Consider the following 21,036-nt stretch of genomic DNA (forward strand, 5'->3'; position numbering starts at 1 on the left):
GGCGCCGATCCATCGACGACTGGCGGGCCCTGGCCCGCCATTTGCCTGATCGCCCGGGACAGGGCGGCAGGCCGCCATTCAGGAGACTATGAAACTTCCATGCTCGTTCAAGGCATCAAGAGCCGGCCGGTCTACGGCACGCTCAAGGCCCGCCCGGCCGGGCCGCTGCACCTGTTCGTCGCCGACGGCGAGGGCGCCCAGGCCATCCTCGACATGGCCGCCGGCGCGCCGGCCGGCTTCTTCGGCAAGGCGCATATCGTCTATATCCCCGGCGGCGCGGCGCCGAAGGCCTATGGCGACAAGCTCGCGGCGCTGAAGCCGGACCAGTTCTACCAGGGCCCCTCGATCGCCGCGGCGCTGCCGCGCCTCGCCCAGACCCTGGCCACCGCCCGCATGGGCACGCAGGTCTACCTCGCCGGCACGGAGGGCCTGATCGGCCAGGCGATGAAGGTGGCGCTGGAGGCCGGCATCGACCACACCTCGATGCAGACCGAGCATCGCGGCTCGGAGGCGCGGCGGGTGCAGTGCGTGCACTGCAAGGGCATCACCGAGGATGTCCGCACCCAGCCGGTGGTCTGCGCGCATTGCGGCCTGACGCTCCTGGTGCGCGACCATTATTCGCGCCGCATCGCCGCCTTCCAGGGCGTGCGCATCGACGCGGAGGAGCCGGGGGTGATCCCGCCGACCGAGGAGCTCTTCCCGTGACCGACAAGACGCCGAAGATCGACGTGCGCGTCAGCGAGATCGTCGAGGTCACGCCGCTGATCAAGCGCTTCCGCTTCGAGCCGCTGGGCGCCGCCGTGCTGCCGACCTTCTCGGGCGGGGCGCATGTGGTGGTGGAGATGCCGGATGGGGCGGTGCTGCGCCGCAACCCCTATTCGCTGATGAGCTCCCCGCAGGAGACCGCGAGCTACACGATCAGCGTGCGGCGCGACGATGCCGGGCGCGGTGGCTCGCTGTTCCTGCACAACGCCGTGCGCGAGGGGACGCAGCTTCGGATCAGCCACCCCGTCAACCTGTTCCCGCTCGACCAGCGCGGCCGCAAGCACCTGCTTTTCGCCGGCGGCATCGGCATCACGCCGTTCCTGGCGATGATGGCGCAGCTGACGCAGGAGGGCCGCGCCTTCGAGCTGCACTATGCCGTGCGCTCCGACGTGCACGGCGCCTATCTCCAGCAGCTCGCGTCGACCTACGGCCAGCGCGTCCACGTCTATCGCGACGACCAGGGCGAGGCGATCGGGCTGAACCGCCTGCTTTCGACCCAGCCTCTCGGCACCCATCTCTATGTCTGCGGCCCCGGCGGCATGATCGACTGGGTGCTGTCGACGGCGCGCGGGCTCGGCTGGCCGGAGCAGGCGATCCATTCCGAGCAGTTCCTGGCGCCGGCTTCCGGCAGGCCCTATGCGGTGACGCTGGCCCAGTCGGGCCGGACCGCCGAGGTCGGCCCGCACCAGAGCATGCTCGAGGCGATCGAGGCTGCCGGGGTCGACGCGCCCTACATGTGCCGCGGCGGCGCCTGCGGCCAGTGCGAGACCCGCGTGCTCGCCTGCGACGGCACGCTGCTCCACAACGACCATTATCTCTCGGCCGAGGAGAAGGCGTCGGGCGCCAAGGTGATGCCCTGCGTCTCGCGCTTCGAAGGCCGGAGCCTGGTGCTGGACCTGTAACCCCGCTGCGGCCATCGCGGCCGGCAGGCCGCGGCCCCATGCGATCGAGAGGACCGAGATGGGCATCGAATTTCGCCAGGAAAGCTTCCGCGACGACTTCACCTTCCGCAACAGCCCGGCGGGGATCCGGCGGTTTCCGTTCCCGTTCGACAAGGACAACTACATGTATGCCGTGAACATCGAGCCTCATGTGCTGGGGCCGAAGGGATCGGTCTACGAGAACCTGATCGACGTCGACGAGCACTATGTCTCGGAGATGCAGGACCGGGCGCTGGTGCTGAAGGAGGACCCGCTGCGCTGCCAGTCGCTGCCGCACATGACGCTGGCGGGCTGGGACCTCCTGGAGCTCCTGATGGAGCAGCAGGCGCTCGGCTATCCCGAGCATTTCGAGCTGCATCGCGACGGCGACCGCTGGCGCTGGATCAACCGGCCGCTCGGCATCGACGACAGCTTCACCTTCGGCGACGTCTCGACCCTGCCCTACGGCCCGATGGAGTACATCACCCGCCAGTCCCAGGGCGATTTCTGCCTGCTCGACCAGCGCGACGGCAATCTGTGGATGGATGCCGGCATCGTCACCACCCAGGCCGACTGGTCGCTCGACTTCGACATCGGCATGAACTTCATGGAATGGCACGGCCCGGTGCCGCTGGCGCACCAGATCGGCGTGTTCGAACGGGCGCTGAAATTCATGCTGAACCTGCGCCAGGGCTCGCCGGTGCGCCGCTTCAACTGGACGATGACCATCAATCCGCGGCTCGACACCAGCCCGGAGAACTACGACAAGTGGGGCACCGACCGCATGTCGGTGACGCCGGAGAATGTCGGCGACAAGGTGCATCTGCGGGTGGAGCTGCAGAGCTTCTTCCGCCTGCCGCGCTCCAACGCGATCGTCTTCCCGATCCGCTGCTACCTCATCAAGCTGGAAGAGCTGGTGACGATCCCGAAATGGGGGCGGCGCATGCACCGCGTGCTGCGCGACCTGCCGCCCGAGCTGATCGACTACAAGGGCCTGACCCGCTGGCGGCCGATCGCGCTCGACTACCTCTCCAAGTTCGACGACGGGGCGGAGACCTCGCCGGGCATCTGGCCGGATTGAAGGACGGGGAGAGGCGCGGCATGGATGAGGCTGGCGCGCCTCCGCTTCGCTGCCCGTGCTGCGCGTCGGCATCGCTCAGCGAGGAGGGCGCCTACGAGATCTGCCCGGCCTGCGGCTGGGAAGACGACCCGGTGCAGCGCGCCGATCCGGATTATGCGGGAGGAGCGAACGCGCCGAGCCTGAACCAGGCCAGGCAGGCTTGGCTGGCGGCGCGATCGCGCGATGGTTCATCCTGACGACGGCTCCTGCCGCCCCGGTGATGACGCCTGGCGGCCAGCGTCGCGGACCAAACGCCCCTCCGGTTGAGCTGCCCTTGCGTGACATGTAGCCTCCCGAGGAGGCCCCGGGCGCGCCCGAGGCACTTCCGGGAGGGCTCCGTGTGGGTGAAACGATGACGGCCGCAGTTCGGTCCCTCCCGTTGCTCGCGGCGCTGGTGGCGCTGGCGACGGGCACGGCGTCGGCGGCGCGGGGTGCTGCCGACGCGACGCAGAGGTCGCTGATCTGCACGAGCACGGCCGGGATGCCGACGACCTTCGCCGTGGTCGTCCAGCCGGGCGCCGTGACCCGCATCATCGTGCGAGGCAAACCGGACCGAAGCTATCGTGTCATCAATCCCGATGCCGCTGTCCTCGAGGGAAGAGACGAGAGCCAGCGCTCGAAAGGCGCGCGCGGCGAAATCGCCGTCGACAGGGCGAACGGCCGGGTGACGATCACCAACTATGCCGCCTGGGAGGATGTCGAGCTCGCGGCCATGCGCTGTCGCAACGACATCAGCCGCGACCGGTGCGTGGAGAGGACCATGGCCCGCGGCGGCAATCCATTCGTCTGCTTCGTCGAGGAGCACTGCCCGCGATGGCTGGCGGGGCGGAGCAACCTGCTCTCCGTGTTCGACTACGACTGCGTGCCCGCGGCGAGGCCCTGAGGAGATTTCAACGGAAGCCGAACCAACGGTCTCGGCTTTGACCACTTCCGCGCTGGAGCGTCTTGCCCCCGCGTTGACAGCAGCCGAGGGCGTTGGCAATTTTAGACTGTGGCGACTTCGATGACCCGGCGGGAGCGGTGGCCACTTTTCCGGCCGTCCAAGCCGCAGCACGAACCGTCGACCCAGCCAAGCCCGCAACCCTGCTGCCGCTCGCACTGGCCCGGATGGCGGCGCAGGCCCGGCTCGGTGTTCCGCCGCTTCGGCAATCGCCGATCTCCCGCGACGAGACGACGGCATTCGTCAGGTTGATCGCGGACGCACGACCGGAACAGCGGCAGAGGGCAGTCGATAACGTCAAGGCGACTCTTGAAGCCGGCTATGGTCCCGTCGCCCCTCTTGCGCTGGATATGGTCCTCCACGCGGCCAAGCTCGATCCGGCCGTGCTTTCCGGCTTGAACGAAGCACCGCGTGCGTCCGAGCCGGACAATCCAGCGATACGGCAGCCCGTCGAACCACGCGCCGACGCCGCACCCCAGCAGAGCGCGCGGGAGGTCCAGCCTGAGCGGCAAGAATCCGGCACCTTCGAGAGCAGTCTCCCCACTCCGCCCGCTCAGGCGAACGCGATACCGTCGGAAACGACAAAGCTACGCAGGTTCATGCCGGGACCTACGTCTCCGGTCCCGTTCCCGGAAGACCCGAACCAGGCCTTTCTCGATCGCGCAAGGCTTGTCGACTATGCCGGAGCGGCGCCGGCCGAGCAGCCGCCGTCCTACTGGGACAAGTTCGCGCAGACGCCGACGGGGCGCTTCCTACGGGACGCTTTTGAGGCGCTGAAGCTGCCTGGCGACGTCTATGCCGGCCGGATCGATCCTTGGTCGGAGGAGGGGCGAAAGCGGACGACGGATCTTGCGGGGCTCGTCGCCGGCGGCGCCCCGGTAGCCGGCATGCCGCGATTGGCGGCTCGGGAAGCCGCGGCAAACGTGGAGGCGGAGCTGGCGAGCCGGAACGCGAGACTGTACAATCCACCGGTCAAGGACGTACGTCCCTTCAAGGAAGATTACCGCGGCGGAGCACAGGCCGATGAAACCGGAAGACTCCTCCACGACATCGACGGACGCCCCCTCGGAGCCCGTTTCGTCGTGGGTCGCAAAGAAGTTGGCGGAGGCGACGCCGCTCTACCGGAAGAAGCACTGGACGCCATTGCAGAGGCAACAACGGGCAGAGCTGTTGCGTTGGTACCGAAATCCGCCCTCGGACGTAACGTCGGCAGTGTCAAGGTCAATCGGTACAGTCGACAACCGTTGAGTGCGGCCGTCTGGAACCAATTGACGGCGGCACAATTGCCTCGGGTTGCCGCCCACGAAATCGGTCACGTCATCGACCAGGCCGCCGGCGAAATTCCGACCGAAGGATTGTCGCGCGAGCTGGCGCAGGTCTACAACACCCTCAACACTGGACAAGAGCGCACCCGCTCGCTGACCGGACCGCAGCATCAGGGCTACATTGGCGATGATGTTCCGCGTGAGCTGATGGCCGAAGCCATCCGCGCCTACATGGTCGATCCGAACTATCTGAAAGCCGTCGCGCCAAAAACCGCGGCGCGCATCCGGGACTATGTCAACGCCAACCCGAGACTGGCGGCGACGATCCAGTTCAATGCCGGCTCACCTTTCGGCCTGTTGACCCTCGATACCGGCGACCAGGCGGACGGCAGCCCGCTGCTCGACGTCCTCGAACGTCAGCAACGGAGTCCGTGAACGATCGGATCGCGCCCGCCGCCCCCTGTCGAAGCTCTTTCGAAGGGCCCGGCGGCTGAAATCTGGGCTCGTGGCGGCTGGCAGCCTGTCGACACACCGCCTCAGTCACCCGCCTTTCGCCCACCTCACGCCGGCGGCATGAACGGCTGCACGATTTCCCGGAACGGCTCCAGCGCCTCGCAGCGCTCGGCATGCGCGGCCAGGGCCGGCCAGCGCGCGGCCTCGAACAGGCTGGGATGGGCCTCGGCGGTGAAGCGCAGCGCGCAGGCGACGGCGATATCGGCATGGCCGATCGCCGCGCCGAACCAGAACGGCGTGGCGTGGGCGGCCCGGTCGGCCTCCAGCGCGCCGAGCACGTCGCCGATCTGCGCCCGGCAGCGGTCGATCCAGACCTGCGAACTGTCGGCATGCAGCACCCGCTCGTAAACCAGCGCCACCGCCTTGTCGCCGAGGCCGGTGGCCAGGGCGCAGAGCTTCAGCGCCCGCCGGCGCTCCGGGCCGGCGGCAGCGATCAGGGCATGCCCCTCGCCCGCCAGCTCGTCGAGATGGTCGAGGATGACGGCGCTCTCGATCAGCACCTCGCCGTCGTCGAGCACCAGGGTCGGCACCCGCCGCAGCGGATTGTAGGGCGCGATCTGCGCGGCGTCGCCGAAGGTCGACCAGGGCCGATGCTCGAAGGCGAGGCCATAGAGGCGCAGCGCGATGGCGACGCGGCGCACGAAGGGCGAATCATATTGGCCGATCAGGATCATGGCGAGCTCCCATGCAGCGTCGGGGCCACGACGGCGCGGCGGGCCGGACGATGCCATCCCAATACCGCAATCGCCCCTGTCATCAAGGCGATGCCCGTTCCGCGTCGGGACGGTGCGGGGAGAGCCGAGGCGGGCTCCGCGGTCGTCGCAGCGATTGTCCGCGATCGCATGTATCTCAATCGAATCACCACAGCACACAGGCAAGTCGCTGAGGCCATCGACGCGAATCCTTTCAGTAATCATCACCTTTGACGATCATCTGTTTCTTCGGAAACAGGAGCCCTTCAGAGGCATGATGTAGTGTATACTTGCGATTGGCACAACCATTGCGGTGGTTGTGCGCATTCTATTCCATCAACCATGCATGGTACGGCGTCCCTGTCTTCGGAAGGTGCCCCTCGATACGGCCGTGAACATCAAACCATGGGAGACTGGTTATGCAGAAGTCGCGGAAGCAGAAAGATCCTGCAGAGGTCAAAGACGAGCATGCATTGACCGAGACTGCTCTCGACGGCGTGAGCGGGGGTCAACAGGTCTACAAGAACGAGTTTCCCGGCGGCGTGAATCAGATGACCGGCCTGCGGCCGTTCGAGCCGTCCTTCGGCCCCAAGGGATCGATCTCGCAGGGCGAGGTCAACGAGAACCAGACAGACGACAATCTTCCGTGAGCGGCCGGACGATCGGTCGGGCGCGATGGCGCGCGCCGATCCGATGGCCCCGCACGGCGCCTCGCCGATGAGACCGAAACCTGGAGACGACAGCAATGAACGAGGACGCGAACGAAATCCGCCCGCTCGGGCCGGAGGAGATCGACGAGGTCGCGGGCGCTGATAAGCCGACCATGGTCACGCAGATCCAGTTCGGCAACCAGACCCTGAGCATCTGGGCCCAGTCCGACGTCCACGGCCTGGTCTGGATCGGACCGGCCGACTGAACGCTAGCTGACGGCGCCCCCGCGGCGCCATGCACGCCCCCCGACATGGAGACGACGATGACGACACCCGACGACGAGGACATCTGCCCCCTGACGGCCGAGGAGATCGAGGCGACCTCCGGCGCGGAGACACCGATGGTGACGTTCATGCAGTTCGGCGACGTGACGCTGGGCATCACCGCCACCTCGACGTCGCATGGCCTGGCCTGGAAGGGCCCGGTCGACTGATCATCCCCACGGCTCATCGTCGGAGCGGGCGGCCGGACCGGCCCGCCCCTTCGAGCCGCAGGGCGCAGCACGCTCGGCGCCGCCGAACCCCGCACGCTCCCACGGGAATGCGAATGACGATCCCTCCATTTGACTGACCGACAGTCATCAATGTATGAGAAGCGGAGCGGGCGAACCCTTTTCGCGTGCCGCGGAATCCGCATCGGGAGATCGACATGGGCGCGCAGGCTCTGCTGAACAGTCTCGTCCGCTACAAGGCCAGCGCCAACGGGGACCTGCTCGACGCGCTGGCAGGCCTCGACGGAGCGCCGGCCGCCGAGTATGGCGCGGCCCTTCGGGTCCTTCATCACGCCCATATCGTCGACCGCATCTTCCTCGCCCATCTCCAGCGCACCGGACACGCCTACGACAAGAGCTGGTCCGCCGAGACGCCGCCCCTCGATCGCCTGGCCGCGGACATCCGGGAGACGGACCGCTGGTATGTCGACCATGTCGCGCGGCTGCGTCCGGACGAACTCGACGAGGTGATCGACTTCAGCTTCACCGACGGGGCGCGGGGCCGCATGTCCCGCGAGGAGATGGTGGCGCACGTGGTCACCCATGCCGGCTACCATCGCGGCGAGGTCGGGCGTCTCCTGCCTGAGATCGGGGAGAGGGCATCGCGGGACGTGTTCGCGGGCTACCTGCACCGGTCCGACCCCGCGCGCCGCGCCTAGAGGCTGCCATGCCGATCGCCCTCCGACCGCGGACCAAGCCCCCGGCCGAGCGCCGCGACGAGCTGATGAACGCGGCCGAACGGCTGTTCCTGGCCCGGGGCTTCGAGGGGACCACGGTCGAGGAGATCACCACCGGCGCCGAGGTCGCCAAGGGGACCTTCTATCTCCACTTCGCCACCAAGGGCGACGTCCTCGAAGCCCTGCGCGAGCGCTTCGTGCAGGGCCTGCTCGACGCCGTGACCGCAGCGGTCGCCGGACAGCCGCGGGACGACTGGCGCGGCAGGCTCGCGGCCTGGGCGCGGGCCTGCGCCATCGGCTATCTCGACGCGGCGAGCCTGCATCACCTCGTCTTCGTCGCCGTGCCCCCGCCGAGCCGGGAGGGCATGGCGCGCAACGTCCTGGTCGACCATCTCGACGACCTCATCGCCGCCGGGGCCCATGGCGGGGCCTGGACGATCGAGGAGTCCGGCTTCACGGCGGTGTTCCTGTTCAACGCCCTGCACGGCGTGGTCAACCAGGCCGCCGCCGGGGAGCCCACAGGGGATCGCGGCAGCCTGTTGCGGGCGCTCGAGGCGCATGTCTTCCGTGCAGTCGGATTGCGTCCCGAGGCCGGGTGATCCTGAGGCCGGCCATCGCCGATATCGGAGCCCGCTTCATCGCACCGGCGGCAGGCCGGGATCGATGCCGGTCTTGGCGACCGAGACGTCCCAGAGCCGTTCCGCGAACTGCGGATTGCGGGCTCGTGCGGTGCGGGAGGCTTCGCCGGAGGCGCCCCTGATCCCTCGGAAGCCGATCGGCCCGTAATAGCCGCCCGGCGTCACCGTCCCGGCCGCCGCCTGCAGGGCGGGCCAGGCGCCCATCGCGGCGCTGTTGAAGAACAGCCTGGCCACGGGCAGCAACATCTGCAGCGCGCCCATATGGCGCCCCAGGTCGGTCGCGGCAACGCCGGGGTGGCAGCCCACGGCCGTGACCGGCGAGCCCGAGGCGCGCAGGCGCCGGTCCAGCTCGAAGAAGAACAGGGCATTGGCGAGCTTGCTGGCGGCATAGCGCGGGAAGCGGTCGTAGCCCTTGTCGGCATCGAGATCGTCCCAGTCGATCTCAGCGCGGCGATGGGCGATGCTCGAGGTTACGACGACCCTGGCGCCCCTGGTCTCGGCAAGCTTCGGCAGGAGCAGGGCGCTGAGCGCGAAGCAACCGAGGTGATTGACGCCGAACTGGAGCTCGAAGCCCTGCTTCGTGCGCGTCAGGGGCGGGGTCATCACGCCGGCATTGTTGACGAGGGCATCGATCCGCGGCTCCCCGGCCGCCTGTTCGGCCGCAGCCCGGACGCTCGCAAGGTCGGCCTGGTCGAGCGGCAGGAAGGCCAGATTCGCCCCGGGGCTCCCCTGTCTGATCCGCGCCATCGCGGCCTCGGCCTTCGCCCGGTCGCGGCAGGCGAGCAGCACCCGGGCGCCCCGCGCCGCGAGCACGCGGGACGCCTCGAAGCCGATGCCGGTATTGGCGCCCGTGACGATGAAGCACTTGCCCGACTGGTCGGGAACGTCGGCCTCGGTGAATCCATTGCGCGTCGTCATTCGCTTCCCCTCATTGAGTGAGTCCGCACTCATTTTTCGATCGAGCACGATCAGGCTGCGGTGCCCTTCCAGAACAGGTCGAAGCCGGCCTGCGTGATGCGCTCCCGCTCCCCGGGATTCACCGCGATGGCGTCCATGGCGATCTCCGCCAATCCGAGCAGCATCGTGTCGATGTAGAACGGCATGCGCGCCGGGTCGCTGCGCCCGGCGAGGCTGCGCTCGACCCTTGCGCGAGTCTCGCGAAACTGGATGTCGAAGCGCCGCAGGCTGTCGGGCCTGATGCGCCCCGAGACCTTGAGCTGGCGCAGCGTCTTGCGCCATGTCGGGTTCGCCACGCCCCAGTCGATCAACCGCTCCCAGATGTGCCGGACACATTCACGCGGGTCGCTCGTCGTGGGATGCGAGGCGGTCATGACCTCGGCGAGACCGCTCTCGATTTCGAGGAAGAGCTGGTTCAAGAGATCGTCCTTGGTCGGGAAATAGGTGAAGAGCGTCCCTTCAGCGACGCCGGCTGCCTTGGCGATCTTCGCCGTGGACGCGCCGATGCCGAGCGTCGCCACCAAATCGGCGGCGGCCGTCAGGATCGCATCACGCTTTTCTTCGCTGAGGGGGCGGGCCATGGCTTCAAGAATGAGTGAGTAGTTACTCAATCATGTAGAGGAGCCTGTATCCCGAATCAAGAGGGGCCTCTGCGAAGCATGCGACGAGCCGAGGAGCCGGCGCGGAGAGCCCGATGCGCACATCTTCCTCGCCTCCGCCCGCTCCGATATCGTCGCTGGCGTGGCGGCTAGGCGGAGGGCGCATGGACCGGAGTGACCAGGGCGGCGATCGCGCCGCCACGTGCGGCTGGTTCGTCCTGCAGGGCATCGATCCGGCCATGGGCAGCCCCGCCCTGGAGGCGCGCTTCCGCGTCGACGATGTCGCCGTCTTGCGCGCCGCCTTGGGCGATCTCGCCGACGGGCGGGATCCCGATCTGGAGTGGGTCTACCCGCTCGAACGGGCGCATCTGGACGCCATCGAGCAACGCTTCGGCGCCTCGATCGGCGACGGCGCGTACGAGGTCATGCTTCTGCCCTGGCACTTTACCCGCGAGGCGCCCTATCTGAACCATGGAGGCTTCGAGCTGCCGCTCATGCTCGAAGGCCGCAAGCCTTTCGCAAAATTCTCGAATGTCTACCCGGATGAATGGTTCGACGACGTCATCGGTCGATTCGATCCGTTCGTGCAGGAGGGGCGGTTCGTCCGCCGCATCGTGACCCGACCGTTCGACGAGCCGGCGCGATGGCACGACGGCGGCATCGTGGACGGCTTTCGCGAAGTCTACTTCGCCTTGCCGGGCGAGGAATGGCGGATCGACGCGTACCTGCTCCTGGTCGAAGTCGGGCTCAAGGCCGGATGGAACGACGCGCTGGAACGCTACGAAGGCTCCCTGCTCGGCTACGAGGATTGGCAGACCGACTGGTGGCTCGAAGCGCTGCGGTCGCGGCGGCGCCCCCAGCCGGCTCACGACGACGATCACACGCGGAGACAGGGCCGCTCGCTGGTTGCCGCGATGCAGAGCTCGCCATATCCCGATCTCCGGATCGAGCCGACACGCTCACGCCTGCCGGTGCGCGACATCGACCTGTGAGCGGACGGGGTCTGGAGTAGAGCGGTCGCGATCGGAACGGCACCCTCCCCCTACCGTCTGATCGCGATCCCCCGCCCCGCCGCCTCCGGCACCGGCAGGCCGGCGTGCTGCCTGGCGAGATCCTCCAGGATCGCGGCGCTCGTCTCCAGCCAGGGCGCGGAGCGGGGCTGCTCGCCCGACTGGTCGATCGACATCAGGAGCTGCTCGGAGGTAGCGGCGAGGATGTCGCGGGCGGTGTCGTGCATTTCCAGGAACAGCCGCGCCCGCTTGGCGTCGACCTCCAGGAGCTGCGCCGTGACCGCCAGCGGCGCGCCGAGCTTGACCTCGCGCAGGAAGCGGACATGCGTCTCCAGCGTGTAGATCGTGCGCCGGGTCGAGGCGCGGGTGTCGGCATCCAGCCCGACATGCTCCAGGAACTCGTCCACCGCCTTGGCGAAGATCACGGCGTAATAGCCATCGTAGAGATGGCCGTTATAGTCGATCCACTCGGGCCGGACGGTCTCGCGCAGGAGATGCATGGACATGCTCAGATCCGCCCCTGCAGGCCCTCGGCCTCGGGCCAGTACTTCTGCACCAGGGCGAGCAGCTCGATCAGGAAATCGTCGCGGCGGCGCTCCAGCGCCTTGATCGAGCGCCCGGCGGCCTGGTGCTCGCAGCCGTCGGCGACCCGGCCGATCAGGTCCTCGGTCAGCTCCGGCGCCGTGAGCTTGGTCCAGGGCAGCTTCAGGGCTGGCCCGAACTGGTGCAGCATGTGGCGCATGCCGCCCTCGCCGCCGGCGAGGTGGAAGGTGAGGAAGGTGCCCATCAGCGACCAGCGCAGCCCGCAGCCATAGACCACGGCCGCGTCGATCTCCTCGGTGGTGGCGACGCCGTCGTTGACCAGCCACAGCGCCTCGCGCCAGAGCGCCTCCATCAGGCGGTCGGCGACGAAGCCTTCGATCTCGGTGCGCACATGCAGCGGGCGCATGCCGATCGAGCGGTAGAAGTCCATCGCCGCGGCGACGCTGGCCGCAGCCGTCTTCTCGCCGCCCAGCACCTCGACCAGCGGCAGGAGATAGACCGGGTTGAAGGGGTGGCCGACGACGAAGCGCTCGGGCCGCTGCATCCGCGCCTGCAGGCGGCTCGGCAGCAGGCCGGAGGTGGAGGAGGCGATCAGGGCCTCGGGCTTGGCCGCGGCGTCGATGCGGGCGAGGAGATCCTGCTTCAGCTCCTCGCGCTCGGGCGCATTCTCCTGGATGAAGTCGGCGGCGGCCACCGCCGCCTCGACCGAGCCCAGCATCACCAGCCGGTCGCGGCGGGCGCCCTCGGCGAGGCCCTGGCGCTCCAGCGCGCCCCAGGCATTGTCGATCGCCGCGCGCAGCCTGTCCTCGGCGCCGGGCGCCGGATCCCAGGCGACGACGTCATGGCCATGGGCGAGGCCCCGGGCCGCCCAGCCGGCGCCGATCACGCCGGTTCCGATGATCGCGATGGTCTTGGCCATATCCCCTCCCTCGGGTTTCGCGGCCGAATAGAGCCGCTGGCGCGCCGCCCTCCATGGCGGCAAGCGACAGGAAGGAGGCCGCGGGCGACATCAGCCCTCGCGGTCGAGCGCGGCGTTCACCACGGCCGCCGTCTCCGCCGAAGGCAGCACCGGCACCACCTCGAAATCGGTGAGATCGGCCCAGGCGAGGATCCAGGCCTGCAGCTCGGCGAGGTCGTCGCATTCCATCAGCTGGAAGCAGCGATCGAAGTTCGGCTCGATCCAGCTGCCGGCATAGCGCAGCCCCTCCGGCGCCATGCGGCCCTTGTCGCGAAAGCGGCGATAGACCGCCTTGGCATCGCGATTCCTGAAACGCTCGACGACCATGAACAGCATCACGGATCCTCCCCGGCCCCCATGGTCGGACACGACACGGCTCCCGGCAAGAGCGCGCCAGGCGACATGCCGTGTCGGTTTGAGCCTGGCGGCGCACCCCGCTTCGTGCGAAGGCTTGATCCCGCACGACGTTCCCCATGACCGCCGCCATCGACCCGTCCGCGACTGCCACCGCCCGCGCCGAGCACCGCCTCGGCGTGATCTTCGTGCTCGCCTCGGCCGTGACCTGGAGCCTCAGCGGCGTCTTCGCGCGGCTGCTCGGTCCCGACATCGACGTCTGGACCGCGGTGTTCCTGCGCTCCGGGATCGGCGCGGCCTACATGGCGATCGGCACGCTGGTCGTGCATCGCGGCCGCTCGCTGGCGGCGTTCCGTGCGATGGGCGGCATCGGCCTCCTGGTCGTCCTCACCGGCGCCATCTCCATGGTGGCGTTCATCGGCGCCTTCTTCCACACCAGCGTCGCCAATGTCTCGGTGATCTATTCGACCACGCCGTTCATCGCGGCGGGGCTCGGCTGGGTGATGCTGCGCGAGGCCGTGTCGGCGCGCACCCTGATCGCCGCGGTCATCGCCCTGGCGGGGGTGACGATCATGGTCTCCGGATCGTTCGCCGCCGGGCACCTGCTCGGCGACGGCCTGGCCCTCGTCATGGCCGGGTCCTTCGCGGTCATGGCGGTGCTGGTCAAGGTGCGGCGCGAGCTCGACATGCTGCCGGTTAACTTCCTGGTCTGCCTGTTCTCGCTGGCCTTCGCATCGCCCTTCGCCGATCCGGCCAGGGCCACGGCGATGGACCTCATCGTGCTGGCCGCCTTCGCCTTCTGCTCGATCGCCCTCGCCTTCTTCCTGTTCCTGGCGGGGGCGCGGCGCATCCCGGCCGCCGAGGCAGGCCTGATCACCACGCTGGAAGTGGTGCTCTCCCCGCTCTGGGTGTTCCTGCTATTCGCCGAGAACCCGGGCCGGCCGGCGATCATCGGCGGCGCGGTCGTGTTCGCGGCGGTGGTGTGGCACATCGTCGGCGACCGGCGCCGAGCGTGAGCGGGCTCCACCCCAGGCCGAGAGCATGACGCCGGCGAGCACGATCAGGCCGCCGAGCAGGGTGGCGGGGCGCGGCCGCTCGTCGAAGATCAGGAACACCCAGACCGGTCCCAGCAGCATCTCGGTCTGGGCCAGCAGCGTCAGGCGGTTGGCCGGCACGCTGCGGGCGGCGATGTTGAACAGGATCATGCCGACGCCGATGAACAGGGCGCCGTGCAGCATGGCCATGGCGTTCTCGAAGGGCGGGGTCCAGAACGGCGAGCCGTCGACCCAGACGATCAGGCCCGTGGCCAGCGCCGTGAGCAGGGCGTAGTCGGCCACGGAGCCCGACATGTCGCGGCCGCGGCCGAGCCGCGCCACAACGGAATAGAGGGCGTAGGCGAATGCCGAGCCCACCGCCGCCAGATTGCCGGCGAAATTCCCCGAGCCGACCTCGCTGCCCGTCATCACCAGGAGGCCGACGGCGCCGATGCCAATCGCCGTCCAGGTCACGGTGCCGACACGCTCCCTCAACAGGAGGCGGGCGAGGAGGGCGCCGATCAGCGGGGCGCTGGTGGCGAACAGCAGGGCGTTGGCCACGGTGGTGGTCTTCATGGCGAAGATGAAGCACAGCGCCGCGCCGGTCAGCGTCAGGCCGCCGGCAACCCCGTGCCAGCCGCTGTCCCGCATCTGGCGCAGCGGCGAGCTGCGCCGCCACAGGGCGATGGCGAACACCAGCGGCACCAGGCCGAAGGAGCGCCAGAGCAGGTACTGGAAGGCGTCGAGATGCGGCGACAGGCGAACGGTGATGCCACCGAAGGAGAACATCGCGCCGGCGGTGAGCGCCAGACCCGCGCCCCAGAAAGCAGTGTTCGCGGAGGCCATCAGGGTCCGGAGGAAAAGAAGGCTCGACCCGCACCATGTCGGATGCGCCGGGCCAAACTGTTCCGGATGCGACGGCCCATGTCCGAATCCGGCGCTATCGCCGACGCCAATGCGGGCCATCGCAAAGGCTCATGGCCGCCCCGCCTCATCCCTCCAGGAAGTGCCCGATGGCGTTGAGCGGCCGGATGCCGTCGCAGATGATCTTGGCGACGGCGAGCAGAGGCACGGCGAGGATGGCTCCGGGCGCGCCCCACATCCAGAACCAGAAGATCAGCGAGATGATCACCAGCACCGGGTTGAGCGTGAAGCGGCGCGCCAGCAGCATCGGCGTGATCATCTCGCCCTCGACGAGGTGGATGCCGAGATAGAGACCGGCCGGCATCAGCGCCGGCCAGAAGCCGTCCATGGTCAGGAGCCCGGCGAAGAAGAACAGCACGATGCCGAAGACGGGGCCCATGATCGGCACGAAGTTGAGCAGGAAGGCGAGCACGCCCCACAGCACGGGGTCGCCGAGACCGCAGGCCCACATGGCGATGCCGGTGGCGATGCCCACCGCCGCGTTCATCACCGTGATGGTGACGAGGTAGGCGGAGATGTTCTCCTCCACCTGCTGCGACAGGGCGACGACCTGGCGCTTGTCGCTGAAGCGCGGCAGGACCTCGACGAAGCGCCTGAGGAAGGTGTCGCCGGACACCAGGAGGAAGAACAGGATCAGGATCGTCTCGAAGAAGCCGCCGGCAAAATGCTGCGTGCCCCGGAACAGCGTCTCCGTCAGGCCGAGATCGGCCGAGCCGCCCGCGCCGCCGTCGATCTGATGCAGGAAGGCCTGCAGCGTCTTGATCGGGCGGCTGAGGAATTGCAGGCGCTCCTCCAGCCGCGGCAGCCCGGCCGGCAGCTTCTCGGCCCAGGCCGAGGCGGGCCCGGCGACCGCCGCGCCCAGCCCGACGATCACCGAGAACACCGCCACGATCAGCACGAGCGCCGCAAGGGCCCGGGGGATGTGCAGGCGCTCCAGCAGGCGCATGCCCGGCTGCAGCAGGAGCTTGAGGACGAAGGCCAGGACCAGCGGCAGGATAATCTCGGCGGCGACATAGGCGATGGTCAGGACGGCGATGGCCAGCAGGCAGCTGAGGACGACCAGCGTCTTGTCGGGAAAGATCCGGCCGCTCGCCCCGGCGGCATCCTCGATCCCCGCGGGCCCGGCCTCGACGCTGCCGCCTCGTCGCAGGGCCGCCTCGTCCATCCCACCGGCAGCCAGGTCGGCGGCATCGCTCATCGAACACGGTCCTCCCGCTGGGGTCCGAAACCCCGCGGGCGAACAACGCCCGGTCGCCGACTGTGTTCCCCCGGGGGAAGCGCCGCCGCCTCAGCCGTCCAGGCCGCGGTAGCGCCGGCGATAGTCCGGATCGTAGAGGGCGCTCTCGCGGAAATCCGCCGCCGCCAGGGCCGGGCCGACCAGGATCAGCGCCGTGCGCTCCATCGGCTCGGCCGCGACCTTGGTCTCGATGTCGGCGAGCGTGCCGCTCAGGACCCGCTCGTCCGGCCAGGTGGCGCGGAACACCACCGCGACCGGACAGTCCGGCCCGTAATGCGGCAGCGTCTCGGCGACGACGCGGGCGAGGGCATGGATGGACAGGTGCACCGCCAGCGTCGCCCGCGTGCGGCCGAAGGCCTCGAGCGTCTCGGTCGGCGGCATGGACGAGGCCCGGCCGGAGGTGCGGGTCAGCACCACCGACTGCGCCACCTCCGGCAGGGTCAGCTCGCGCCCGAGCACGGCCGCCGCCGCGGCGAAGGCCGGCACGCCGGGGGTGACGGTGTAGGGGATGCCGAGCCGCTCCAGCCGCCGGGTCTGCTCGCCGAGGGCGCTCCAGATCGACAGGTCGCCGGAATGCAGCCGGGCGACGTCGAGTCCGGCGGCATGGGCGGCGGCGATCTCCTGCATGATGGCGTCGAGCGTCAGCGGCGCGGTGTCGACCACGCGCGCATCCGGCGGCGCGAGCGCGACGATCTCCGGCGGCACCAGCGAGCCGGCATAGAGGCAGACCGGACAGCGCGCCACGAGGTCGCGGCCGCGCACGGTGATGAGGTCGGGCGCGCCGGGCCCGGCGCCGATGAAATGCACGGTCATGATGGGGAGGTTCCGTTGTGGCGCAGTGTTAAAAGCGCGCCGGCAGACTTCGTAGGCCGATCTTCATCCGTTGGTGGTCTCCGCGAAATCGAGATCGATTTCGCTTGGGATGGCCGGGTCAAGCCCGGCCATGACGGGACCGTTGCGACATGGACCAGAGCCTCGGCGCCATCTTCCGACGTTGCGACAACAGGTGGGGCGCCGACGGACGCACCACCCTCAGCCGTCATGGGCGGACTTGATCCGCCCATCCACACGAACACAGGGGGTGGTCGGGACGACCGCTCCCCGCGAACCTCCCCGGCTTCTGGCAGGGTACAACCATCATCTGTTTGTGTTCGCGTGGATGGCCGGGTCAAGCCCGGCCATGACGGAACCGTTGCGGATTGGACGACAATGGCCATGCCACCCGTGATCGCCGGGGTGGGCGCGCGCACGCCCATCACCCCTGCCCCGACACCGCGATGGCGCAGGTGGCGCTGCGGCTGGCGGTGCGCGGCTGCACCAGGCGCGAGGTCGGGCCGGCGCCGGCGAGGGCGGCGGTCTCGGCGACGCTGGCGAGGCCCGTGAGGGCCACAACCCGCTCCGAGACGGTGATCGCGCGCGGCTCGGCCGCCTTCATCATCGGTTCGGGAATCAGCACCAGCGGCAGGCCGAGACGCCGCGCCGCCTCGGCGAGCCCGGTCTCGCCGTGCTTGAAGGCGGGGGCGAACAGGCCGGAGAGATGGCGCATCGGCAGCTCGGCCCTGGCCATGGCCAGCTCGGCGAGCTCGATGATCTCCTGCGCCTCGCAGCCCTTGCGGCAGCCGAAGCCGGCGGCGACGATGTTCATGGCGTCCTCACGGGCTTCACCGCGCTCCATTGCGTCACCGGCATGGCCGGCTTCCAGCCGTGCATGCCGCCGATGGCGGCGATGCGCTCGACGGAGAGGCGGATCAGCTCGCCGCCGTGGCGGGCGTACCATTGCGCCAGCAGCGCCTCGGTTTCCAGCGAAACCGCGTTGGCGACCAACCGCCCCCCCGGCTTCAGCGCCGCCCAGGCCGCCTCGAACACGCCGGCATCGCCGGCGCCGCCGCCGAGGAACACGGCATCGGGCGGCTCCAGGCCGGCAAAGGCCGCCGGCGCCCGGCCCTGCACCAGGGCGAGACGCGGCACGCCGAGCGCCGCGGCGTTGCGGGCGGCGCGCGCGGCCCGGTCGGGCCGCTCCTCGATGCCGACGGCGCGATTGGCGGCATCGCGCAGCAGCCATTCGATGGCGATCGAGCCGGCGCCGAGGCCGACGTCCCAGAGCAGCTCCCCCTTCAGCGGGGCGAGCGAGGACAGGGTGACGGCGCGGATCTCGCGCTTGGTGAGCTGGCCGTCATGCTCGAACATCGCATCGGGCAGGCCGCTCGCCAGCGGCACAGGCCGGGCGTCGGGGCCGGCCACCGCCTCGATCGCCAGCAGGTTGAGGGGGTCGATCCCGCCGAGATCGAAGGCGTCGGCACGGGCGCCGCGGATCGCCTCGCGCGGACCGCCGAGCGCTTCGAGCACGGTGAGGCGCGAGGGGCCGAAGCCCATGGCGACGAGATGCTCGGCGACCTTGGCCGCCGTGCTGCCGTCCCAGGTCAGCGCCAGGATGCGAGCCCCGGGCTGGACATGGGGGACGATCGCCTCGAAGGGGCGCCCGTGCAGCGAGACCAGGGCGCAGTCCTGCTCGGCCCAGCCGAGCCGGCCGGCGGCGAGGGCGAAGGCGGAGGGCGCGGGCAGGCACGCGATCTCATCGGCGGGGACGTGGCGCGCCAGCGTGGCGCCGACGCCCCAGAGGAAGGGATCGCCCGAGGCCAGCACCACGACGCGCCGGCCGCGCCGGGCCTGCAGCAGCGGCACGGCGTCGGTCAGCGGGCTCGGCCAAGTCAGACGCTCGGCTGCCCCGCCCGCGACCATGGCGAGGTGACGGGCGCCGCCGACCAGCAGCTCGGCCGCCTCCACCACGGCACGGGCCGCCGGCGAAAGACCGGCGAAGCCGTCCTCGCCGATGCCGACGATGGACAGCCAGCGACCGGGATGGTTCAAGGCGGTCATCGCAACCCTCCAAGCAGATTCCCCCGAACCCGCTTGGATCTCAGACTCAGAGCAATCGTGGCGAAAGCCACGACAAGCGGCTTGGGGCGGCCATGATCCTGATCCTCGGCGGCACGACCGAAGCCTCGGCGCTGGCGCGGCTCCTCGCGGCACGGCCGGAGATCCCGGCCCTGCTGTCGCTCGCCGGCCGCACGCGCCAGCCGGCGACGCCGCCGATCGCCCACCGTATCGGCGGCTTCGGCGGCATCGAGGGCCTGACCCGCTTCCTCGCCGAGCACGGCGTCGCGGCCGTGGTCGATGCGACGCACCCTTTCGCCGATCAGATCTCGGTCCATGCGCTTGCCGCCTGCCGGGAAAACGGCACGCCGCTGCTCGCCCTGCGCCGCCCGCCCTGGCAGGCCGTCGCCGGCGACCGCTGGACCGAGGTCGCCGATGCCGCCGAAGCGGCACGGGCGCTGGGCAGCACGCCGCGGCGAGTGTTCCTGACCGTCGGGCGGCTGGAGCTCGACGCCTTCCTCGATGCGCCCCAGCACGACTATCTCGTCCGCACCGTCGACCCGCCCGACCGCCTGCCGCCGCGGGCGCGGCTGATCCTGGCGCGCGGCCCCTTCGCCGAGGACGACGAACGCCGGCTGCTGGTCGAGGCACGGATCGAGGTGGTGGCCACCAAGAACTCCGGCGGCAGCGCCACCTACGGCAAGATCGCCGCGGCCCGGGCGCTCGGCCTGCCGGTGGTCCTGATGCGCCGGCCGGAGGCGCCAGAGGTGCCGGCGGTCGAGACGGCGGAGGCGGCGATGGCGTGGATCGAAGGGGTGGTGGGCGCGCGGCGGCGATAACGGGCGCGACGCGAAAGCCTTCTCCGCGGAGCGGGGAAGGTGACCTTGCGGAGCAAGGTCGGATGGGGTGTGGCGGGCAGATCTGCGGTCGTCGGCAGCGTTGCACAACCGTTGTGCAAGCCGACCACAGGTCTTGACCTGCCCGCCACACCCCATCCGTCGCCACTGCGTGGCGCCACCTTCCCCGCTTCGCGGAGAAGGCTTTCGCGTCGCGTCCGTCACGCCCCCTCCTCCCAGCGCCGCGGCGTGTACACCCACGCCTCGCCCTCCGGCCGCTCGATCACCCGCGTCGCGGCCGAGCCGATGATCACCAGCGTGCGCATGTCGACCTCGCGCGGATCGACCGCGGCGAGGCTGGTGCGGATGATTGTCTCGTCCGGCCGGCCGACCGCCTTGGCCAGGATCACCAGGCGCTCGCCGACCGCCGACCGCAAAGCCTCGAAGGCCCGCCCGATCTGGTCCGGCCGCGCCTTGGAGGCGGGATTGTAGAGCGCGATGACCAAATCCGCCGCCGCCGCCGCGACGAGGCGCTTCTCGACGACCGCCCAGGGCTTGAGGTTGTCGGAGAGCGAGATGGCGCAGAAATCATGGCCGAGCGGCGCGCCGAGCCGGGCCGCGGCGGCGAGCATGGCGGTGATGCCGGGGGCGACGAGGATGTCGAGCCCGCGCCAGGCCGGCGGCCCGGCCTCGACCGCCTCGAATACGGCCGCGGCCATGGCGAAGACGCCGGGATCGCCGCCCGAGACCACGGCGACGCGGGCGCCGGCCTCGGCCAGCTCCAGGGCGTGGCGGGCGCGGTCGAGCTCGACGCGGTTGTCGGAGGCGTGGCGGCGGGCGGCGGACGGCGGCACGCGGTCGACATAGGGACCATAGCCGACGATGTCGGTCGCCTCGGCCAGCAGCGCCTGCGCCTCGGCGGTCAACCAGCGCTCAGGCCCGGGACCGAGCCCGACCACCATCAGGCGCCCGGCCGGCG

General features: G+C 69.8%; 26 protein-coding genes. 14 read left to right on the forward strand and 12 right to left on the reverse strand.

Annotated elements, in window-relative coordinates:
* The first annotated feature begins 99 nt into the window (after positions 1–99).
* The 6 genes from QO011_RS27195 (at position 100) to QO011_RS27220 (ending at position 5,445) form a co-directional block, all read left to right on the forward strand.
* Positions 100–705 carry a dimethylamine monooxygenase subunit DmmA family protein gene (locus tag QO011_RS27195; RefSeq protein WP_307279256.1) on the forward strand — a complete coding sequence of 202 codons (606 nt, stop codon included), beginning with the start codon at positions 100–102 and terminating at the stop codon, positions 703–705.
* On the forward strand, positions 702–1,667 hold the full coding sequence (locus tag QO011_RS27200) for a PDR/VanB family oxidoreductase (protein ID WP_307279259.1): 966 nt from the start codon (positions 702–704) through the stop codon (positions 1,665–1,667). Before QO011_RS27195 ends, QO011_RS27200 begins: the two co-directional genes overlap by 4 nt.
* Before the next feature lie 58 nt (positions 1,668–1,725).
* Entirely contained in the window at positions 1,726–2,766 is a 1,041-nt protein-coding gene (locus QO011_RS27205) for a heme-dependent oxidative N-demethylase family protein (protein ID WP_307279262.1), read from the forward strand.
* 20 nt (positions 2,767–2,786) lie between these two features.
* Positions 2,787–3,002, forward strand: coding sequence for a CPCC family cysteine-rich protein (locus tag QO011_RS27210; RefSeq protein WP_307279264.1), 216 nt, complete (start codon positions 2,787–2,789; stop codon positions 3,000–3,002).
* Between the two features lie 155 nt (positions 3,003–3,157).
* Entirely contained in the window at positions 3,158–3,688 is a 531-nt protein-coding gene (locus QO011_RS27215) for a hypothetical protein (protein WP_307279266.1), read from the forward strand.
* Between the two features lie 137 nt (positions 3,689–3,825).
* The gene (locus QO011_RS27220) at positions 3,826–5,445 is read left to right on the forward strand and encodes a hypothetical protein (protein ID WP_307279267.1); all 1,620 of its coding nucleotides are present in this window, start codon (positions 3,826–3,828) and stop codon (positions 5,443–5,445) included.
* 125 nt (positions 5,446–5,570) lie between these two features.
* Here QO011_RS27220 and QO011_RS27225 read toward each other — a convergent pair whose 3' ends face one another.
* Positions 5,571–6,197: a glutathione S-transferase family protein gene (locus tag QO011_RS27225; RefSeq protein ID WP_307279269.1), complete on the reverse strand. Its 627-nt coding sequence runs from the start codon at positions 6,195–6,197 to the stop codon at positions 5,571–5,573.
* A gap of 437 nt (positions 6,198–6,634) precedes the next feature.
* Between QO011_RS27225 and QO011_RS27230 the strand changes: the two genes are divergently transcribed.
* The 5 genes from QO011_RS27230 to QO011_RS27250 all read left to right on the forward strand — a co-directional run bounded on the left by QO011_RS27230 (position 6,635) and on the right by QO011_RS27250 (position 8,692).
* Complete coding sequence (locus QO011_RS27230) at positions 6,635–6,865, forward strand: hypothetical protein (protein WP_307279272.1); 231 nt, start codon at positions 6,635–6,637, stop codon at positions 6,863–6,865.
* 95 nt (positions 6,866–6,960) lie between these two features.
* Positions 6,961–7,131 carry a hypothetical protein gene (locus tag QO011_RS27235; protein WP_307279275.1) on the forward strand — a complete coding sequence of 57 codons (171 nt, stop codon included), beginning with the start codon at positions 6,961–6,963 and terminating at the stop codon, positions 7,129–7,131.
* A 57-nt stretch (positions 7,132–7,188) separates the two neighbouring features.
* Positions 7,189–7,359: a hypothetical protein gene (locus QO011_RS27240; RefSeq protein WP_307279276.1), complete on the forward strand. Its 171-nt coding sequence runs from the start codon at positions 7,189–7,191 to the stop codon at positions 7,357–7,359.
* Between the two features lie 215 nt (positions 7,360–7,574).
* Entirely contained in the window at positions 7,575–8,075 is a 501-nt protein-coding gene (locus QO011_RS27245) for a DinB family protein (protein ID WP_307279278.1), read from the forward strand.
* Positions 8,076–8,083: 8 nt separating this feature from the next.
* Positions 8,084–8,692 carry a TetR/AcrR family transcriptional regulator gene (locus QO011_RS27250; protein ID WP_307279281.1) on the forward strand — a complete coding sequence of 203 codons (609 nt, stop codon included), beginning with the start codon at positions 8,084–8,086 and terminating at the stop codon, positions 8,690–8,692.
* Between the two features lie 36 nt (positions 8,693–8,728).
* Here the strand turns inward: QO011_RS27250 and QO011_RS27255 are convergent, their stop codons facing one another.
* Together QO011_RS27255 and QO011_RS27260 are read right to left on the reverse strand one after the other, a co-directional pair.
* Positions 8,729–9,649 carry an oxidoreductase gene (locus QO011_RS27255; RefSeq protein ID WP_307279284.1) on the reverse strand — a complete coding sequence of 307 codons (921 nt, stop codon included), beginning with the start codon at positions 9,647–9,649 and terminating at the stop codon, positions 8,729–8,731.
* A 50-nt stretch (positions 9,650–9,699) separates the two neighbouring features.
* A complete protein-coding gene (locus QO011_RS27260) occupies positions 9,700–10,269 on the reverse strand; it encodes a TetR/AcrR family transcriptional regulator (protein ID WP_307279285.1) in 570 nt (189 codons plus the stop codon).
* 182 nt (positions 10,270–10,451) lie between these two features.
* Here QO011_RS27260 and QO011_RS27265 point away from each other — a divergent pair, with 182 nt between their 5' ends.
* Positions 10,452–11,279, forward strand: coding sequence for a hypothetical protein (locus tag QO011_RS27265; RefSeq protein ID WP_307279287.1), 828 nt, complete (start codon positions 10,452–10,454; stop codon positions 11,277–11,279).
* 50 nt (positions 11,280–11,329) lie between these two features.
* Here QO011_RS27265 and QO011_RS27270 read toward each other — a convergent pair whose 3' ends face one another.
* The 3 genes from QO011_RS27270 to QO011_RS27280 form a co-directional block, all read right to left on the reverse strand.
* Positions 11,330–11,803 (reverse strand): thioesterase family protein, encoded by a 474-nt coding sequence (locus QO011_RS27270; protein ID WP_307279289.1) that lies wholly within the window; start codon positions 11,801–11,803, stop codon positions 11,330–11,332.
* Between the two features lie 2 nt (positions 11,804–11,805).
* Positions 11,806–12,759 (reverse strand): L-carnitine dehydrogenase, encoded by a 954-nt coding sequence (locus QO011_RS27275; protein WP_307279291.1) that lies wholly within the window; start codon positions 12,757–12,759, stop codon positions 11,806–11,808.
* 90 nt (positions 12,760–12,849) lie between these two features.
* Entirely contained in the window at positions 12,850–13,134 is a 285-nt protein-coding gene (locus tag QO011_RS27280) for a DUF3303 domain-containing protein (RefSeq protein ID WP_307279293.1), read from the reverse strand.
* A gap of 137 nt (positions 13,135–13,271) precedes the next feature.
* Between QO011_RS27280 and QO011_RS27285 the strand changes: the two genes are divergently transcribed.
* Positions 13,272–14,168 carry a DMT family transporter gene (locus QO011_RS27285; protein ID WP_307279295.1) on the forward strand — a complete coding sequence of 299 codons (897 nt, stop codon included), beginning with the start codon at positions 13,272–13,274 and terminating at the stop codon, positions 14,166–14,168.
* Here QO011_RS27285 and QO011_RS27290 read toward each other — a convergent pair.
* From QO011_RS27290 to cbiE, 5 genes are all read right to left on the reverse strand, one after another.
* Positions 14,070–15,032: a DMT family transporter gene (locus QO011_RS27290; protein ID WP_307279297.1), complete on the reverse strand. Its 963-nt coding sequence runs from the start codon at positions 15,030–15,032 to the stop codon at positions 14,070–14,072. The two genes, QO011_RS27285 and QO011_RS27290, sit on opposite strands and share 99 nt — an antisense overlap.
* 145 nt (positions 15,033–15,177) lie before the next feature.
* Positions 15,178–16,308, reverse strand: coding sequence for an AI-2E family transporter (locus QO011_RS27295; protein WP_307279299.1), 1,131 nt, complete (start codon positions 16,306–16,308; stop codon positions 15,178–15,180).
* A 90-nt stretch (positions 16,309–16,398) separates the two neighbouring features.
* Positions 16,399–17,160, reverse strand: a complete 762-nt coding sequence (gene cobM, locus QO011_RS27300; RefSeq protein WP_307279301.1) for a precorrin-4 C(11)-methyltransferase — start codon at positions 17,158–17,160, stop codon at positions 16,399–16,401.
* 442 nt (positions 17,161–17,602) lie between these two features.
* Positions 17,603–17,992 carry a cobalamin biosynthesis protein gene (locus tag QO011_RS27305; protein ID WP_307279303.1) on the reverse strand — a complete coding sequence of 130 codons (390 nt, stop codon included), beginning with the start codon at positions 17,990–17,992 and terminating at the stop codon, positions 17,603–17,605.
* The gene (gene cbiE, locus QO011_RS27310) at positions 17,989–19,224 is read right to left on the reverse strand and encodes a precorrin-6y C5,15-methyltransferase (decarboxylating) subunit CbiE (RefSeq protein WP_307279306.1); all 1,236 of its coding nucleotides are present in this window, start codon (positions 19,222–19,224) and stop codon (positions 17,989–17,991) included. The genes QO011_RS27305 and cbiE overlap by 4 nt, the downstream gene beginning before the upstream one ends.
* A 92-nt stretch (positions 19,225–19,316) precedes the next feature.
* On the opposite strand from cbiE, the gene QO011_RS27315 reads away from it, so the two are divergent.
* Positions 19,317–20,060, forward strand: coding sequence for a cobalt-precorrin-6A reductase (locus QO011_RS27315; protein ID WP_307279309.1), 744 nt, complete (start codon positions 19,317–19,319; stop codon positions 20,058–20,060).
* 218 nt (positions 20,061–20,278) lie between these two features.
* Here the strand turns inward: QO011_RS27315 and cobJ are convergent, their stop codons facing one another.
* On the reverse strand, positions 20,279–21,019 hold the full coding sequence (cobJ, locus tag QO011_RS27320; protein WP_307279664.1) for a precorrin-3B C(17)-methyltransferase: 741 nt from the start codon (positions 21,017–21,019) through the stop codon (positions 20,279–20,281).
* Positions 21,020–21,036: the final 17 nt, after the last annotated feature.

The sequence above is a fragment of the Labrys wisconsinensis genome, from assembly GCF_030814995.1.
In the GTDB taxonomy this organism is placed as follows: Bacteria; Pseudomonadota; Alphaproteobacteria; order Rhizobiales; family Labraceae; genus Labrys; species Labrys wisconsinensis.